This is a genomic window from Pseudomonas sp. R37(2017), assembly GCF_002113375.1.
Lineage (GTDB): Bacteria > Pseudomonadota > Gammaproteobacteria > Pseudomonadales > Pseudomonadaceae > Aquipseudomonas.
This window is the reverse complement of sequence record NZ_NEHO01000001.1, coordinates 71,413-85,882: the sequence shown is the minus strand read 5'-3', so window position 1 is coordinate 85,882 and position 14,470 is coordinate 71,413. Positions and strand designations below refer to the sequence as shown.

Sequence of the window (14,470 nt, the reverse complement as noted above, 5' to 3'; positions counted from 1 at the left end):
GCTAATGCCAGCAAATCCGCACAACCCTCCATGACGCGCATCGCCATGGAGGCGTCATCATCACCGCGAGCGTCAGTTTGATGAACTCTTCATTCCCGTCGAGGTTTCCAGGATGGCGTGCACATTTTCGGCGACCTCGTTGCTGCCATGCCGCTCGATCCAGTTCGTGAGTTCAGCGATGGCGGCCTCAAGAAACGGCACCCAATGCCGATCAACCGATCGTCATTCATCGGGTTAAAACCAATACAGGAGAGCAATGGTATACAACCAGCCGATGCAGAGGGTGATAGTCAGGTAGACAATCACGAGCATCAGGGAGTGACTCCACATGATACTGACCTCCCATAACCACGGTTCGAGGCGCTTCGGGGGCGTCTGGCAAACCGAATCAACACGGGTCGATCCGCACACTACAGCATCCGGGTTGCTCTTGAAGTGGCGGGCACTTCACCGTTCCAAACGAACAGAACACACAGCAGTCGCCGGGGTTCGGGCGTAGCAGGGTTTTGCAATTGCCACACTCGTAGAAAAACTGGCAGGCGTCCGTGGGCATGGCTTCCTGCTTGGCGAAACCGCAATGTGGGCAGGTCAACACGGACTCGAGGATGATGGTGCTCATGGCTGCCTCATTTGTGCACAGTGGAGGGATAACCCGCATTCATCGTCGCCTTGGCCAATGCCTCAGGACCCGCCGATCTGTTGAACCATCGTTTTCTCCATTGAATCGATCTAACCTAGAGTCACTCTACACTCCGTACCCGGGTACAGAATCAAGGGGCGTTTGATGGCGACAGGGCTGAGTATCGGCAAGTTGGCGCAAGCTGCCGGGGTGAATATCGAGACTATTCGCTATTACCAGCGACGCGGCTTGCTGGATGAGCCGCCAAAGCCGCTCAGCGGTTATCGGTGCTATCTACCGGAGCAAGTCAAACGGTTGCGCTTCATCAAGAGAGCGCAGGCGCTGGGGTTCACGCTGGATGAGGTGGGCGCGCTGCTGACACTGGATGCGGCCTGTACTTGTCGCGAGACTCGAGCGCTGGCCGTGCGCAAACTGGCCCTGATCGAGCAAAAGATGGCCGACCTTGCTGCAATTCGGCAGGTGCTGGGCGGTCTGGTGCAGGAGTGTGATGCAAGCGGCGGCGGGGCCGCTTGCCCTATCATCGATGCGCTGGACAGGGAGTGATGCCTGGTTGCAGGGCGTCATGCACAGGCGTCAGGCCCCAACTTCAAGCATGAATGCGATGGTTGGCGCCTGCGCCGAGGGAGGTGTCAGGCTATCCATGCTTGAGTTGTGCTACACCCGCTATGAGACCGTAGGCTCCTCACCGCGTAGCGTGCCCGCCGTGCTGGCGACCACAAGCGCCACGGTACAAGCCGCCAACGCGAATGCCGTGAACACCCCCATCACATGCATGCATGGCATGACATGATTCCAGGCTCGAGCGACCCCCAGGAAAGCGGCAAACAGCCAGCCACTCATGGAGAACGCCCCCAGGAGTGCGAGGCGACCGCGGTCGGAGCCCGGCAACAAGACGAAAGGGGCTTTTTGCAACAATGGGAAGCCGACGCGATGCAGCAGACCGCCGTTCAGAGTCAGCAGTGCGACAACCGCCGCCTTGGCCCAGAGTTTCTGGTTGAGCAAGTAGGCGGCGCCCTCGAGGAGATACCCCTGAAGTACCAACAATAGGCCGCTGCCCCAAAGGGCCAGTAACGCGAGGGTGGCAATTTTCCTGGTTTCTTCCAGATACTCTTGTTTCGCCTGATCCAGCGCTTTCTTGCGCCAGCTCCAAAGTTTGTGATCGGCCAGCAATACCCTGCCCAGGGCGATACAGGTGGCGAGCAGATGAACATACACGAGGAGCATTTTCAGCATTATTGTTATGACCTTTTTGGTATGGACAATGCGCTCCCTGCGTCCTTGAATTTGAATATCAATGATATTGATTAGCACTTGTAACAGCAAGTTTCAAAATCATCGAGTCCAAGAAGCGACGATTCTTCAGCGGAAGTCAGGCCAGCAGTGGCTGCCAGGTCAATCGTTCAGATCGTCGCCTGCCTCAGTAGAAGTCAGAGGGCAAAGGTCGCCGCAAGGCCATGGTGCCCGTCCTGTGCGCCAGCGATCAGGTGCAGTGGAATACTCTGTTGTGCATCGATGGACGGTACTTCGAAGCTTCCTACAATATGGAGGTGTCGTTCGCTCAGTTCGGTCGACTCTGCTGCCTTCTCCTTAGCCATTCGCGCGTGATTCATTGCGATTTCATTGAGCGTTGACACGTTACATCTCCCGGTGACTGACCAAGCGTATCGCTGGAGTCCTTAAGCATTGATTGAATGGCTGCCGCGTCAGGACTTTGTCGTTCCGACGTCAGGCGCGATATCTGCAATCCTCAAGCCACGGATGCGCTTGGATTCCTCGTGATGTTTCGCAGGCGACGAATGGTGGACAACGGTGAATGATGGTCCGGATTCTTTGCCATTCAGGCGTAAACTAATTGGGCTGCCTCATTGAAAGGAGCCGCCTATGAACGTCGATCAAATCTGCAAGCAGGCACCTGTGGACAAGGTTGTCTGGGATCAATACTTCTGTGCTGCATTGATTGCCGAAAGCAATCTGACAGCCCCGGTTGTGGGTGGTGCTACGCACGAAGACAGGCAGAACCTGTTGATCGAGAGGGCCAGGGTCCTGGCCGACAAGATGATGGAAAACCGGAAGTAACCAGAGCCCAGCCATCGCGCTGGGCTCTTCGCATGCGGGGTTGTGCTCCGATGCGGGTTATGTGCGTGTTGCAGATCAAGCGATCAGCTCTACCTTGCCACTCGCCAGGCGATAGATACCTCCCACAATTTTCAGCTTGCCCTTGCTCTGCGCATCGGTCAGCAAGGGCGAGGCCTGTTTCAGGCTGTTGACAGAGTTTTTGACGTTCTGCGCGGTAGCGTTTTCCATCAGGTTCCCGGTTTGCTTCAGCACTGTTTCGACAGCTGACTTGAGTGCGTCGGTCAGTTTCGGGATATGGCCGGGGAAAATCGTCTGATCCTTGACGGCCTTGATACTGGCCTCGATGGCGCCGCAGCTCTCATGGCCGAGTACGAGAATCAACGGTGCGCCAAGCACGGCAACCCCGTATTCAAGACTGGCCAGGCCTTCCGGGGTCACGAAGTTGCCCGCGACGCGGATGGAGAAAAGATCGCCTCGCGCGGTATCAAACGCATATTCCGGGGCGATCCGCGAGTCAGAGCAGCTCAGTACTGCCACGAAAGGATTTTGACCGGACACCAGGGCCTCTCGCTCAGCCTTGAAGTCGTGAGTCGTGGAAGTGCCGTTTACGTATCGCTCATTGCCTTCCATCAGTCTTTTCAGTGCCATATCGGGACTGATTACATTTTGTGGTTTGGGTGGGGCTGTCGCTTTTTCGGCTGCCTGGATGATCTTGCCGGGCAGTGTGCCGGTCAGCAGCAGGGCGCCTGCGCTCAATCCGGCAAATTGAAGAAAACGACGACGGCCTGTTGTGTTTGAAGCAGAGCTTGAATCACATGATTTACACATGATTTTGTTTACTCAGTTCAATGGGGTGAGAGTGAGTTGCGGTTGGGGCTGGCGTTGCCACGGACACTCAAAACCAGCGCAATGGAGTCTAGTCGGTCTGTCATATTGTGTACCGGACATTGTCCGCAGGCGCCGTGCAAGCGGCCGCTTCATGGGCTACTACTGACTGGCTCACAGACATTCGACTAGGCAGGGGTTACTCGATGCTCACTCACTGGTTTCTGGCGGCGGTTCATCTTCTGGCATTGGCCTTGGGGTTTTGGGCGGTGCTGGTTCGAGGTACGGCTTTTCGGCGTCTAGCCGATGGGGCCGCAGCAGTGCGCAGTGTTTTGCTGGCGGACAATATCTGGGGTATTTCAGCTGTCGTTTTGCTGATCAGCGGGGGGATGCGTGCCTTTGGCGGGTACGAGAAGGGCTCCGACTATTACCTGCATCAGCCGCTGTTCCATTTGAAGATGACGCTGTTCGTCCTGATCCTGCTGCTGGAGATTGCGCCAATGGTGACGCTGATCAAATGGCGAATGGCGCTTGCCCGCAAAGTGCCTGTCGATACCGGCCGTGCGATATTGTTTGCACGGATCAGTCATGTCGAGGCGCTGCTGGTGCTGTTGATTGTGGTGGCGGCGACAGGCATGGCGCGTGGCGTGATGTTTGATTGATCACGCAGCGAGCGCATCCTTCCTTGGGATAAACACGAAAAGTCTGACAGCCAGGGCGAACCCCTTGACGCTTGCAGGGGAGAGGCGATGCTGAATCTTTAGCCAGCCGTGGTTCCAGACTGAACGGGCTGGCTACTGACTGCGGCAGGATTCAGGATTGTGGCTTTTCCGGAGCGGTCAGGCCGGCCTGAATACGCTGATAAATTTCCTCGCGATGCACTGCAACGTCCTTCGGGGCGTTGATGCCGATCCTGACTTGCTGGCCGCTTACGCCCAGGATGGTGATCGTAATGTCATCACCGATGTTTATGCTTTCACCGACTTTGCGGGTGAGTATCAGCATGGTCTTCTCCTTGATTGCTATGTGGGGCACCTGATTCGGACAGTGCAGAGGTCGGTGGTATGTATAGATTAGTGCGAAGTCTCAGAGTTTGGGTGCCTCTTTCTGACGCGCAGAGGTGGCATTAATTCCCAAGGCGTAACTATACAGAGGCCGCAACCATGATTCTCGTTGTTTTGAGCCCATTTTACGGCACTCGTGAAGTAATCATGGATGTTAAAATCCCCGCTTTAAGCATTCAGAGGGAAACGCCGTGCGCAAACTGGTCTTGGTATTCGCGATATTGGCACTGGCGGGATGTGGTGAGGGCAACAGTGTGGATGCTCCGAAGCCTAAACCGGCCATGGCCGCCGTGCCCGCGCCGGTGTCCGGCCCGCAATGGGATCTTGAAGTGCGAGGTGAAACCCCTCAGGCGGTCAGCGATTTGAGTGGCTGGCTGATCGAGCACAGTTTCATGTCAAGTATCGTCAAGGAAAATGGCAATACGCGAATCCTGATGGGGCCGTTCAATTCGAAGGCCGAGGCCGAAGCCAAACAGGATGAAGTCCGTGCGGCGCTCACTCGCTCCAAGAAACAGAACATCGAACTGCTGGTGCTTGAGCGTCCGGTCGCGCAATAACGTTCGGTAGTGTTGAAGAAACAAAAAGGCCCCGGGGGTTCAGCCACGGGGCCTTTGTCGTTTCAGGTGTTCCGTTCTGGATTCAGCCGCAGGCCTTCATGTCTACCGGCCCGACGAACTCGTTGCCGCGCCCCATGACGCACCCCACGCTCTGGTTGCGTTGGCGTTCCCAGGCCTGGACCGGATAGGTTTTGTCCCAGGCTTCGTAGAGTTGCCGATCCTGTTTCGACAGGCGCAAGCCATACTGCTTGCTCATGTAGAAGTAGGTCCGGGCGATCATGCCGCGAATGGAAGGGCGGGGCATGACTTTCTTGGCCTTGAAGTCGATCTGGGTGAGGCACGACCCATACTGTCCCGATTGTTCGGGCAGCCAACCGAAACTGAAGTTGCTGCGATCGCCATTGACCTCCCCAATGCTGGGCACCAGGTTGTGCAAGTCAGCTTCGGCCTTCTGGTAAACCGGATCGTAGCGGGTGCAGTTCTTGCGACCGCCCTCCTGCCAGCACTGGCGTTGATGGCCGATCTGCCAGGCCGGAACGATATGTTCCCACTCGATGCGGGACGCGCGTTTGGCATTTTTACGTGGCACATAACCGCAGGCGGCCAGGTCCACCCGATTGCCAGTGTACTTGCAGCCACAGTAAAACTCGGTGGATTGAGGGGCGTAGAGCTTCCATGCGACCTTTTTGGCTTCAGTGAAGGTGCGAGGAGCATCGGCTTGCGCGCCCATGACAAAAAACAGAAACAACAGAGCAAACCAGCGGGCACTCATCGACTCAATCTTCCTTCGGCACAACCCAGAAAATCTGCACGCCGCCATCGTCGCGATAGGCGAGGGTGACGTTGTCGTTCTCGTCGATTTCTTCCAGCAAGCGTTCCCATTCATCCGCCGGCTCGTCGGGAAGGCGGAAAATCAGTGCTGCCCTGGCCTTTTGCGCGGTGGGGGAGTTGATGATTTTCTGAACGCGCAGGCCCATGCGTACATAGGTGTCGGGAGAGGCAGAGGTGGTGTCCATGGAATTATCCTTATTAAGCTGTACGTGCATACAGTATTTAACTGTGGGCAATTTCGCAACTGCTTAAAATTCAGAAGAATCCTCTGACAGCGGTTTACTGCATTTGGCATCAGGCGAAGGAAGTTTTTTTGTCGGTTCGAGCGGCGCCACTCGTCAGGGCTGGCGAATGGCGCACGGGGTGCCCGACCGGATCGGTCGGGCGAGGGCGAATCAGTATTCCCAGAACATCCGCTGCAGCTCTTTGCTGTCATTGGTTTTGGTCAGTGCGACCATCGCCAGGATGCGCGCCTTTTGCGGGTTCAGATCGTGGGCCACGACCCAGTCGTATTTATCGTCAGGCTGTTCGGCGTTGCGCAATACAAAGCCACCAGCGTTGACATGGGAGGAGCGAATGATCTGCACGCCATCCTTGCGCAGGGCTTGCAGGGCAGGGACTACCCGCGACGATACCGAGCCATTGCCGGTACCGGCGTGGATGATGGCTTTGGCGCCTGATTGAGCGAGGGCCTTGTAGGCGGTATCGCTGACGTTGCCGTAGGAGTAGGCGATCTCGACGTCAGGCAGGCTCTTGATGGTCTTGATGTCGAATTCGGAATCCATGGTGTGGCGCTTGGCTGGCAAACGGAACCAGTAGGATTTGCCTTCTACCACCATGCCCAGCGGACCCCAGGCGCTTTTGAACGCTTCGGTCTTGATGTTGATCATTTTGCTGACGTCGCGACCCGACTGGATTTCATCGTTCATGGTCACCAGTACGCCTTTGCCCCGCGCATCTTTGCTGCTGGCCACGGCCACCGCGTTGTACAGGTTGAGCATGCCATCGGCGGACATCGCGGTGCCCGGGCGCATGGAGCCCACAACGATGATCGGCTTGTCGGTTTTTTCCACCAGGTTCAGGAAGTAGGCGGTTTCTTCCAGGGTGTCGGTGCCGTGGGTGATCACGATGCCATCGACGTCTTTGCTGTCGGCCAGTTCGGCTACGCGGCGGCCCAATTGCAGCAGGTTTTCGTTGGTGATGCTTTCGGAGGCGATTTGCATGACCTGTTCGCCGCGAACGTTAGCCAGTTGGCTCAGTTCCGGAACGCCTGCGATCAGCTTTTCAACACCGACTTTCGCCGCTTGATAGGTCGCGCTGTTGGCGGCGCTGGCGCCTGCGCCGGCAATGGTGCCACCGGTGGCGAGGATCACCACGTTGGCCAGTTTCTGTTGGGTTTCGGCTTCTTTGGCCTGAAGGGCAGTGGGTAGAAGCAACAGCAGGGCCAAGGCGCCCGGAACAAAGGTCTTGAATGCAGATGTCATTATTTTTCTCTTCTAATTGTGAAACGGTGCAGATGCAGGTTCATCTGGATACGCTCCGGGCGAATCCGAGCGCCGGAGGTGCGAGGAGAAGAGCAGGATCTGTACCAGTAGCACTCTGAATCGGAAATGGCACCTAACAATATGATTTGTAAAGGTATTTTAGGTCGTGTCCGGAGGCGGGGCCGGGGTTGGGCGTCCGGTTTGCCGAACATGTTTGTCTTTTGCGTTCGGCTCTCCGAAACGGATGGCGGTCCTGTTTAAGGTTTCAACGCGTCAAATCGTCGTTGACGACTAAAGAAAAACGCTCGTCGGTCGATGCTCCTTCAAGGGATCTTTTTCTGCAGGAGTTCACATGTCGTTATCGATTGGCTTTCCGAATGCCGCGGGCATCACCATCGGGGGTAAGTCTGCGGCGACCATTCGCGCTTTGGGCGATGGGGCAGAGGATGGGGCAGCCAGGGCGCTGGGTGTAAAGGAAGGCGACGGCAACCAGGTTAAAACCGGCCCGGTAGGCTTGGGAGAGAGTGCCGGCGCACAGGCCGATTCGCAAGCGAGCGATAACACCAGTGTGGCGGTGAAGATCTTGCTCAAGCGCCTGAAGGAACTGCAACAGCAGCTGCGTGAGCAACAGCAGCAACTGGCGCAGGCCCAGGCCGCGTCCTACCCGACTCCGGAAGCCAAGACCGCCGCGGTATCAGCGATTCAGGGGCAGGTTGCCGAAACCAACGGTGCCATCCTGCAAGTGAGCGCGAGTCTGATCAAAGAGCTGACCAAGGGTTCTGGCACGGGATCGGTGGTCAACACCACGGCATGAAATCAATGCCGTCTTTCGCTGAACACCTCTGAAGGCACGGTTTCAGGTCGTTGACAAATACCGGCAGGATTCGCATAGTTTGGTTCACGCAAACGTTTGCGCGACCCGCGTTGATGGCACTCCATCGCTGTGGGTCGTGAAGCTTACGCCAGCGCAAGCGTTGCTCACAATAATCATAAGATCGGAGTGAACCCATGAAGCTGCCATTCGCCGGACGTCTTCTCGCTGCCGCTGTGCTGGCTGCCGTATCCACCGCATTGCCTGTCTCTTCGGCCTTCGCTGAAACCCCTGGAAAACCGAAAGTCGCCCTGGTCATGAAATCCCTGGCCAACGAGTTCTTCCTGACCATGGAGGACGGCGCCAAGGCCTATCAGAAAGATCACTCCGACGAATTCGAGCTGATTTCCAACGGCATCAAGGATGAAACCGACACCGCCGGCCAGACGCGGATCGTCGAGCAGATGATCCTGGCCAAGGTCAATGCGCTGGTGATTGCACCGGCAGACTCCAAGGCCATGGTGCCGGTGATCAAGAAGGCCATCGATGCCGGTATCACCGTGATCAACATCGACAACCAGCTGGATCCCGCCGTCGTCAAAAGCAAAAACATCAATGTTCCGTTCGTAGGCCCGGACAACCGCAAGGGCGCGCGGCTGGTGGGTGACTACCTGGCCAAACAACTGAAGGCCGGTGATGAAGTCGGCATCATCGAAGGCGTGTCCACCACCACCAATGCCCAGCAGCGCACCGCAGGTTTCAAGGAGGCGATGGAGGCGGCGCAGGTCAAGGTCGTGTCCCTGCAATCCGGTGACTGGGAGATCGACAAGGGTAACAAGGTTGCCGCGTCGATTCTCAGTGAATACCCGCAAACCAAGGCCCTGTTGGCCGGCAACGACAGCATGGCGGTCGGTGCGGTGTCTGCGGTGCGTGCCGCAGGCAAGGCTGGCAAGGTGCAAGTGGTCGGCTACGACAACATCAACGCCATCCAGCCAATGCTCAAGGATGGTCGCGTGTTGGCCACGGCGGATCAGTTTGCCGCCAGGCAAGCGGTGTTCGGCATCGAGACGGCATTGAAGGTTCTCAAGGGCGAGAAGGTCGACGGCGGCGCCAATGGCGTGATCGAAACGCCGGTAGAGTTGGTCACCAAAGAGCAGGTCAAACAGTAACCTACTGGCGACGCAACGGTGCTCGTCCAGCCGGACGGGCGCATGGAGAGTTTTTATGTCAGCTCGCGCTGCGAACGCGGTCCTCTCGGTCAGCGGTATCGGCAAGACCTACGCCCAGCCGGTATTGACCGGCATCGATCTGACGCTCATGCGCGGTGAAGTGCTGGCGTTGACCGGTGAGAACGGTGCAGGCAAAAGCACGCTTTCGAAAATCATTGGCGGGCTGGTCGCGCCGACCACCGGCCAGATGCAGTTTCAGGGGCAGGACTATTGCCCGGGCAGTCGAGCTCAGGCTGAAGGCCTCGGTATCCGCATGGTCATGCAGGAGCTCAATCTGCTGCCGACGCTGTCGGTGGCGGAAAACCTGTTTCTTCACAACCTGCCCGGCCGTGTCGGCTGGATCAATCGCAAACAGTTGCGCAAGGCGGCCATCGAGGCCATGGCTCAAGTCGGGCTCGACGCCATTGATCCGGACACCCTGGTTGGCGAACTGGGAATCGGCCACCAGCAAATGGTGGAAATCGCCCGCAATCTGATTGGCGATTGTCACGTTCTGATTCTCGATGAACCGACGGCGATGCTCACTGCCCGCGAAGTTGAAATGCTGTTCGAGCAAATCACCCGCCTGCAGGCGCGCGGCGTATCGATCATCTACATCTCCCATCGCCTCGAAGAGCTGGCGCGGGTCGCACAACGCATTGCCGTGTTGCGCGATGGCGATCTGGTCTGTGTCGAGCCGATGGCCAACTACAACAGCGAGCAGTTGGTCACCTTGATGGTCGGGCGCGAGCTCGGCGAACACATCGATATGGGCGCGCGCAAGATTGGCGCTCCGGTATTGACGGTCAAGGGGCTGAGCCGTGCCGACAAGGTCCGTGATGTGTCGTTCGAAGTCCGTGCCGGAGAGATTTTCGGGATTTCCGGTTTGATTGGCGCGGGGCGCACCGAGTTGCTGCGTCTGATCTTCGGTGCGGATGTCGCCGACAGCGGCACGATTGCCCTGGGCACGCCGGCGCAGATCGTTGGCATCCGTTCGCCGGTCGACGCGGTGGGTCACGGCATCGCGCTGATCACTGAGGATCGCAAGGGTGAGGGCCTTTTGTTGACGCAGTCGATCGGCGCCAATATCGCCTTGGGCAACATGCCCGGCATCTCCAGCGCTGGCGTTGTCGACAACGCTGGGGAGAGCGCCCTGGCCCGGCGTCAGATCGATGCCATGCGCATCCGCAGCTCCGGGCCGGCACAACGGGTGTCCGAGCTGTCCGGTGGCAACCAGCAGAAAGTCGTCATTGGTCGCTGGCTGGAGCGCGATTGCTCGGTGCTGCTGTTCGATGAGCCGACCCGCGGCATCGACGTCGGCGCCAAGTTCGATATCTACAACCTGCTCGGTGAGTTGACCCGCCAGGGCAAGGCGCTGGTGGTGGTCTCCAGCGACTTGCGCGAGCTGATGCTGATCTGTGACCGGATCGGTGTGCTCTCGGCGGGACGCCTGATCGATACCTTCGAACGCGACAGCTGGACCCAGGATGAGTTGCTCGCCGCTGCTTTTGCCGGCTACCAAAAACGTGATGCGCAGCTCTTTGAAGCCGCGCCCGGGGATCTTTCATGAAAACCGCTTCCTCCGCCGGAAAACACAGTGGCAACTTCTACGGCCTGGGCACTTACCCGGGCCTGGCGGGTGCCTTGCTGGCAATGATCGTGCTGTTCTCGGTGCTGAGCAGTCACTTCCTGTCGTACGACACATTCAGCACCCTGGCCAATCAGATTCCGGATCTGATGGTGCTGGCGGTCGGCATGACCTTTGTGTTGATCATCGGCGGCATCGACCTGTCGGTAGGCTCGGTGCTGGCCCTGGCGGCCTCGACCGTCAGTGTGGCAATACTCGGCTGGGGCTGGAGCGTTCTGCCCGCGGCGTTGCTGGGGATGGCTGTCGCGGCGTTCGCAGGCACCATCACCGGTTCGATCACGGTGGCATGGCGGATACCGTCGTTCATCGTGTCCCTGGGCGTGTTGGAAATGGCTCGCGGGGTGGCTTACCAGATGACCGGTTCGCGTACGGCCTACATCGGCGATGCGTTCGCCTGGTTGTCCAATCCGATCGCCTTCGGCATTTCGCCGTCGTTCATCATCGCCTTGCTGATCATTTTCATCGCCCAGGCCGTGTTGACTCGCACGGTGTTCGGTCGTTACCTGATCGGTATCGGCACCAACGAGGAGGCTGTGCGGCTGGCGGGGATCAATCCGAAGCCCTATAAAATCCTGGTCTTCAGCCTGATGGGATTGCTGGCCGGTATTGCCGCGCTGTTCCAGATTTCTCGCCTGGAAGCCGCCGACCCGAATGCAGGCTCCGGTCTTGAGTTGCAGGTGATCGCGGCCGTGGTGATCGGTGGGACCAGCCTGATGGGCGGGCGTGGTTCGGTGATCAGCACGTTTTTTGGTGTCCTGATCATTTCCGTGCTGGCCGCGGGACTGGCGCAGATCGGGGCAACCGAACCGACCAAACGCATCATTACCGGCGCCGTGATTGTGGTGGCGGTGGTGCTGGACACTTATCGCAGTCAACGCGCAAGCCGGCGGACCTGAGTCATGGCGACTATCAAAGATGTGGCAGCCCTTGCCGGCATTTCCTACACCACGGTATCCCATGTGGTGAACAAGACCCGTCCGGTCAGTGAAGAGGTCCGGATCAAGGTCGAAGCGGCGATCAAAGACCTCGATTACGTCCCCAGTGCGGTGGCCCGCTCGCTCAAGGCCAGGACCACGGCGACCATCGGCCTGTTGGTGCCCAATAGCCTCAACCCGTATTTCGCCGAGCTGGCCCGGGGTATCGAGGATTACTGCGAGCGAAACGGTTACTGCGTCATTCTGTGCAACTCCGACGACAATCCGGACAAGCAGCGCAGTTACCTGCGTGTGCTGCTGGAAAAACGCATCGATGGCCTGATTGTCGCCTCGGCCGGCGGTGACAGCAGTCTGGCTCAAGGCCTGAAGGGCGTCCGCACGCCCATGGTGATCGTCGACCGTGGACTGGAGGGAGTCGATGCGGACATGGTGCGCATCGACCATGAATACGGCGCGTATCTGGCGACCCGACACCTGCTGGAGCTGGGTCACCGGGACATCGCCACGATCAGCGGGCCACAAAACACCAGTGTGGCGCAGATGCGTCTGGCGGGTTATTGCCGGGCCCTGAAAGAGGCGGGCATCGAGGTCTCTTCCGGGCGCGTGCTGGCCAGCGATTTCACCAGCACCGGCGGTTACAGCGCTGCCGCGACTTTGCTCGAAAGCCATCCGCCTACCGCCATTTTTGCCGCCAACGACATGATCGGCATCGGCGTGCTGCGGGCCGCCGCCGAGCGCAATATTCGCGTACCGAGCGAGTTGTCGGTGATCGGCTTCGACGATATCCAGATGAGTCGCTATGTCTATCCGTCGTTGACCACGGTCGGGCAATCGATCTTGCAGCTCGGTGAAATGGCCGCCGAAGTGCTTTTGCGACGGATCGCCAGGCCAGAACTGGTGACCGATCAGCGCATCGTGACGCCGAGTATCGTCATTCGTGAATCGACGGCGCCGCTGGCCGGCGTATTTACCCGGTACCGTTGAAATCAGAGCGCCGCTAAACCAACAGTGCGTCGGAACAGAATCGATGAGTAGCAATCTATGTCAGCAAAAGTAGTGGTGATTGGCAGTTTGAACATGGATCTGGTGACCCGGGCGCCACGCTTGCCCAAGGCTGGCGAAACGCTGATCGGCCACTCGTTTTCCACCGTCTGCGGCGGCAAGGGCGCCAATCAGGCCGTGGCTGCGGCACGGCTGGGAGCGCAGGTGTCGATGATCGGCTGCGTAGGTGGCGACGCTTATGGTGAGGCATTGCGTGGGGCACTTTTGGCCGAGCAAATCGATTGTCAGGCGGTCAGCATCGTTGAGGGTTCCAGCGGCGTTGCGTTGATTGTGGTCGACGACAACAGTCAGAACACGATCGTGATCGTCCCCGGTGCCAACGGTGAGTTGACTGCTGCAGCCATCGACCGTTTTGACTCGGTGATACAGGCGGCGGACGTGCTCATCTGTCAGCTGGAAGTACCTGATGCCTCCGTTGGCCATGCGCTCAAGCGCGGTCGCGAATTGGGCAAGACGGTCATCCTCAACCCGGCACCGGTCAGCCGTCCCTTGCCAGCGGACTGGTACGCGTCCATCGATTACCTGATTCCCAACGAGAGCGAAGCGGCGGCCCTGAGCGGAGTGTCCGTGGACTCCCTGGGATCCGCGCAAGCCGCGGCGACCGCTCTGATTGCCTTGGGCGCCGGCAAGGTGATCATCACCCTCGGCGCGCAAGGTTCGCTGTTTGCCGATGGCCAGCGCTTCGAACATTTTCCCGCGCCCGTCGTGAAGGCTGTCGATACCACGGCGGCCGGCGATACGTTCGTTGGCGGTTTCGCTGCGGCGTTGGCCGCGGGTCAGGATGAAGCGCAGGCAATCCGCTTTGGTCAGGTGGCTGCGGCGCTGTCTGTCACCCGAGCGGGTGCGCAACCGTCGATTCCCGCCTTGAGCGATGTGCAGGCGTTTAAAACCCCATGAAAAAGACACCGCTGCTCAACATTGCCTTGTCGCGGCTGATTGCCTCATTGGGGCATGGCGACATGGTCGTCATCGGGGACGCCGGTTTGCCGGTTCCTCCGGGCGTTGAATTGATCGACCTGGCCTTGACCCAAGGTATTCCGGACTTTGTCAGCACCTTGAAGGTGTTGCTCAGTGAGATGCAGGTCGAAAGCCATGTGCTGGCTCAGGAAGTCTTCGATAAAAAGCCGTCGACCCTGGTCGCGCTGGATGAGCTGAATGGCAAGGGTGCTCTGGGCCGACGTGAAGTGCTCACCCATGAACAATTCAAGGTCCTGAGCCGACAAGCCAGAGCGATTGTTCGTACAGGCGAGTGCCAGCCGTATTGCAACATTGTGCTGGTCGCTGGCGTAACGTTTTAACTCGCTGTCCGCGTTTTGATGTCCCATGCAC

Annotated in this window: 19 protein-coding genes and 1 pseudogene; 11 read left to right on the top strand and 9 right to left on the bottom strand. The window is 58.4% G+C overall.

The features are described 5' to 3' along the window. Position 1: 1 nt before the first annotated feature. Both CAG47_RS28855 and CAG47_RS28850 read right to left on the bottom strand, forming a co-directional pair. A pseudogene (locus tag CAG47_RS28855) lies at positions 2 to 192 on the bottom strand (hypothetical protein); the annotation flags it as partial. Between the two features lie 196 nt (positions 193 to 388). Next, positions 389 to 619 carry a GDCCVxC domain-containing (seleno)protein gene (locus tag CAG47_RS28850; protein WP_085722969.1) on the bottom strand — a complete coding sequence of 77 codons (231 nt, stop codon included), beginning with the start codon at positions 617 to 619 and terminating at the stop codon, positions 389 to 391. Positions 620 to 784: 165 nt separating this feature from the next. On the opposite strand from CAG47_RS28850, the gene merR reads away from it, so the two are divergent. Further along, a complete protein-coding gene (merR, locus tag CAG47_RS00430; protein ID WP_085722968.1) occupies positions 785 to 1,183 on the top strand; it encodes an Hg(II)-responsive transcriptional regulator in 399 nt (132 codons plus the stop codon). Between the two features lie 120 nt (positions 1,184 to 1,303). Here the strand turns inward: merR and CAG47_RS00425 are convergent, their stop codons facing one another. Beyond that, entirely contained in the window at positions 1,304 to 1,873 is a 570-nt protein-coding gene (locus CAG47_RS00425; protein ID WP_085723433.1) for a hypothetical protein, read from the bottom strand. Positions 1,874 to 2,067: 194 nt separating this feature from the next. Then, entirely contained in the window at positions 2,068 to 2,274 is a 207-nt protein-coding gene (locus CAG47_RS00420; protein WP_085722967.1) for a hypothetical protein, read from the bottom strand. A gap of 247 nt (positions 2,275 to 2,521) precedes the next feature. Between CAG47_RS00420 and CAG47_RS00415 the strand changes: the two genes are divergently transcribed. Further along, positions 2,522 to 2,716 carry a hypothetical protein gene (locus CAG47_RS00415; RefSeq protein ID WP_085722966.1) on the top strand — a complete coding sequence of 65 codons (195 nt, stop codon included), beginning with the start codon at positions 2,522 to 2,524 and terminating at the stop codon, positions 2,714 to 2,716. 75 nt (positions 2,717 to 2,791) lie between these two features. Here the strand turns inward: CAG47_RS00415 and CAG47_RS00410 are convergent, their stop codons facing one another. Continuing rightward, the gene (locus CAG47_RS00410) at positions 2,792 to 3,544 is read right to left on the bottom strand and encodes a carbonic anhydrase (RefSeq protein ID WP_085722965.1); all 753 of its coding nucleotides are present in this window, start codon (positions 3,542 to 3,544) and stop codon (positions 2,792 to 2,794) included. Between the two features lie 203 nt (positions 3,545 to 3,747). Here CAG47_RS00410 and CAG47_RS00405 point away from each other — a divergent pair, with 203 nt between their 5' ends. Next, positions 3,748 to 4,203, top strand: coding sequence for a DUF2214 family protein (locus tag CAG47_RS00405; protein ID WP_085722964.1), 456 nt, complete (start codon positions 3,748 to 3,750; stop codon positions 4,201 to 4,203). 151 nt (positions 4,204 to 4,354) lie between these two features. Here the strand turns inward: CAG47_RS00405 and csrA are convergent, their stop codons facing one another. After that, positions 4,355 to 4,546, bottom strand: a complete 192-nt coding sequence (gene csrA, locus CAG47_RS00400; protein ID WP_007975691.1) for a carbon storage regulator CsrA — start codon at positions 4,544 to 4,546, stop codon at positions 4,355 to 4,357. A gap of 250 nt (positions 4,547 to 4,796) precedes the next feature. Between csrA and CAG47_RS00395 the strand changes: the two genes are divergently transcribed. Continuing rightward, entirely contained in the window at positions 4,797 to 5,162 is a 366-nt protein-coding gene (locus CAG47_RS00395) for a penicillin-binding protein activator LpoB (protein WP_085722963.1), read from the top strand. Between the two features lie 82 nt (positions 5,163 to 5,244). Here the strand turns inward: CAG47_RS00395 and CAG47_RS00390 are convergent, their stop codons facing one another. The 3 genes from CAG47_RS00390 to CAG47_RS00380 form a co-directional block, all read right to left on the bottom strand. Then, positions 5,245 to 5,934 (bottom strand): endonuclease, encoded by a 690-nt coding sequence (locus CAG47_RS00390; protein WP_085722962.1) that lies wholly within the window; start codon positions 5,932 to 5,934, stop codon positions 5,245 to 5,247. A 4-nt stretch (positions 5,935 to 5,938) separates the two neighbouring features. Further along, the gene (locus tag CAG47_RS00385; RefSeq protein WP_085722961.1) at positions 5,939 to 6,178 is read right to left on the bottom strand and encodes a DUF1654 domain-containing protein; all 240 of its coding nucleotides are present in this window, start codon (positions 6,176 to 6,178) and stop codon (positions 5,939 to 5,941) included. A gap of 210 nt (positions 6,179 to 6,388) precedes the next feature. Continuing rightward, entirely contained in the window at positions 6,389 to 7,477 is a 1,089-nt protein-coding gene (locus tag CAG47_RS00380; protein WP_085722960.1) for an asparaginase, read from the bottom strand. 352 nt (positions 7,478 to 7,829) lie between these two features. Between CAG47_RS00380 and CAG47_RS00375 the strand changes: the two genes are divergently transcribed. The 7 genes from CAG47_RS00375 to rbsD all read left to right on the top strand — a co-directional run bounded on the left by CAG47_RS00375 (position 7,830) and on the right by rbsD (position 14,439). Beyond that, positions 7,830 to 8,291 carry a hypothetical protein gene (locus CAG47_RS00375; protein WP_085722959.1) on the top strand — a complete coding sequence of 154 codons (462 nt, stop codon included), beginning with the start codon at positions 7,830 to 7,832 and terminating at the stop codon, positions 8,289 to 8,291. A gap of 194 nt (positions 8,292 to 8,485) precedes the next feature. After that, positions 8,486 to 9,457: a sugar ABC transporter substrate-binding protein gene (locus CAG47_RS00370; RefSeq protein WP_085722958.1), complete on the top strand. Its 972-nt coding sequence runs from the start codon at positions 8,486 to 8,488 to the stop codon at positions 9,455 to 9,457. 55 nt (positions 9,458 to 9,512) lie between these two features. After that, positions 9,513 to 11,066, top strand: coding sequence for a sugar ABC transporter ATP-binding protein (locus CAG47_RS00365; protein ID WP_085722957.1), 1,554 nt, complete (start codon positions 9,513 to 9,515; stop codon positions 11,064 to 11,066). Further along, a complete protein-coding gene (locus CAG47_RS00360; protein ID WP_085722956.1) occupies positions 11,063 to 12,040 on the top strand; it encodes an ABC transporter permease in 978 nt (325 codons plus the stop codon). The genes CAG47_RS00365 and CAG47_RS00360 overlap by 4 nt, the downstream gene beginning before the upstream one ends. 3 nt (positions 12,041 to 12,043) lie before the next feature. Next, positions 12,044 to 13,063 (top strand): LacI family DNA-binding transcriptional regulator, encoded by a 1,020-nt coding sequence (locus CAG47_RS00355; RefSeq protein WP_085722955.1) that lies wholly within the window; start codon positions 12,044 to 12,046, stop codon positions 13,061 to 13,063. 57 nt (positions 13,064 to 13,120) lie between these two features. Further along, on the top strand, positions 13,121 to 14,038 hold the full coding sequence (rbsK, locus tag CAG47_RS00350) for a ribokinase (protein ID WP_085722954.1): 918 nt from the start codon (positions 13,121 to 13,123) through the stop codon (positions 14,036 to 14,038). Next, a complete protein-coding gene (gene rbsD, locus CAG47_RS00345) occupies positions 14,035 to 14,439 on the top strand; it encodes a D-ribose pyranase (protein WP_085722953.1) in 405 nt (134 codons plus the stop codon). The genes rbsK and rbsD overlap by 4 nt, the downstream gene beginning before the upstream one ends. Positions 14,440 to 14,470: the final 31 nt, after the last annotated feature.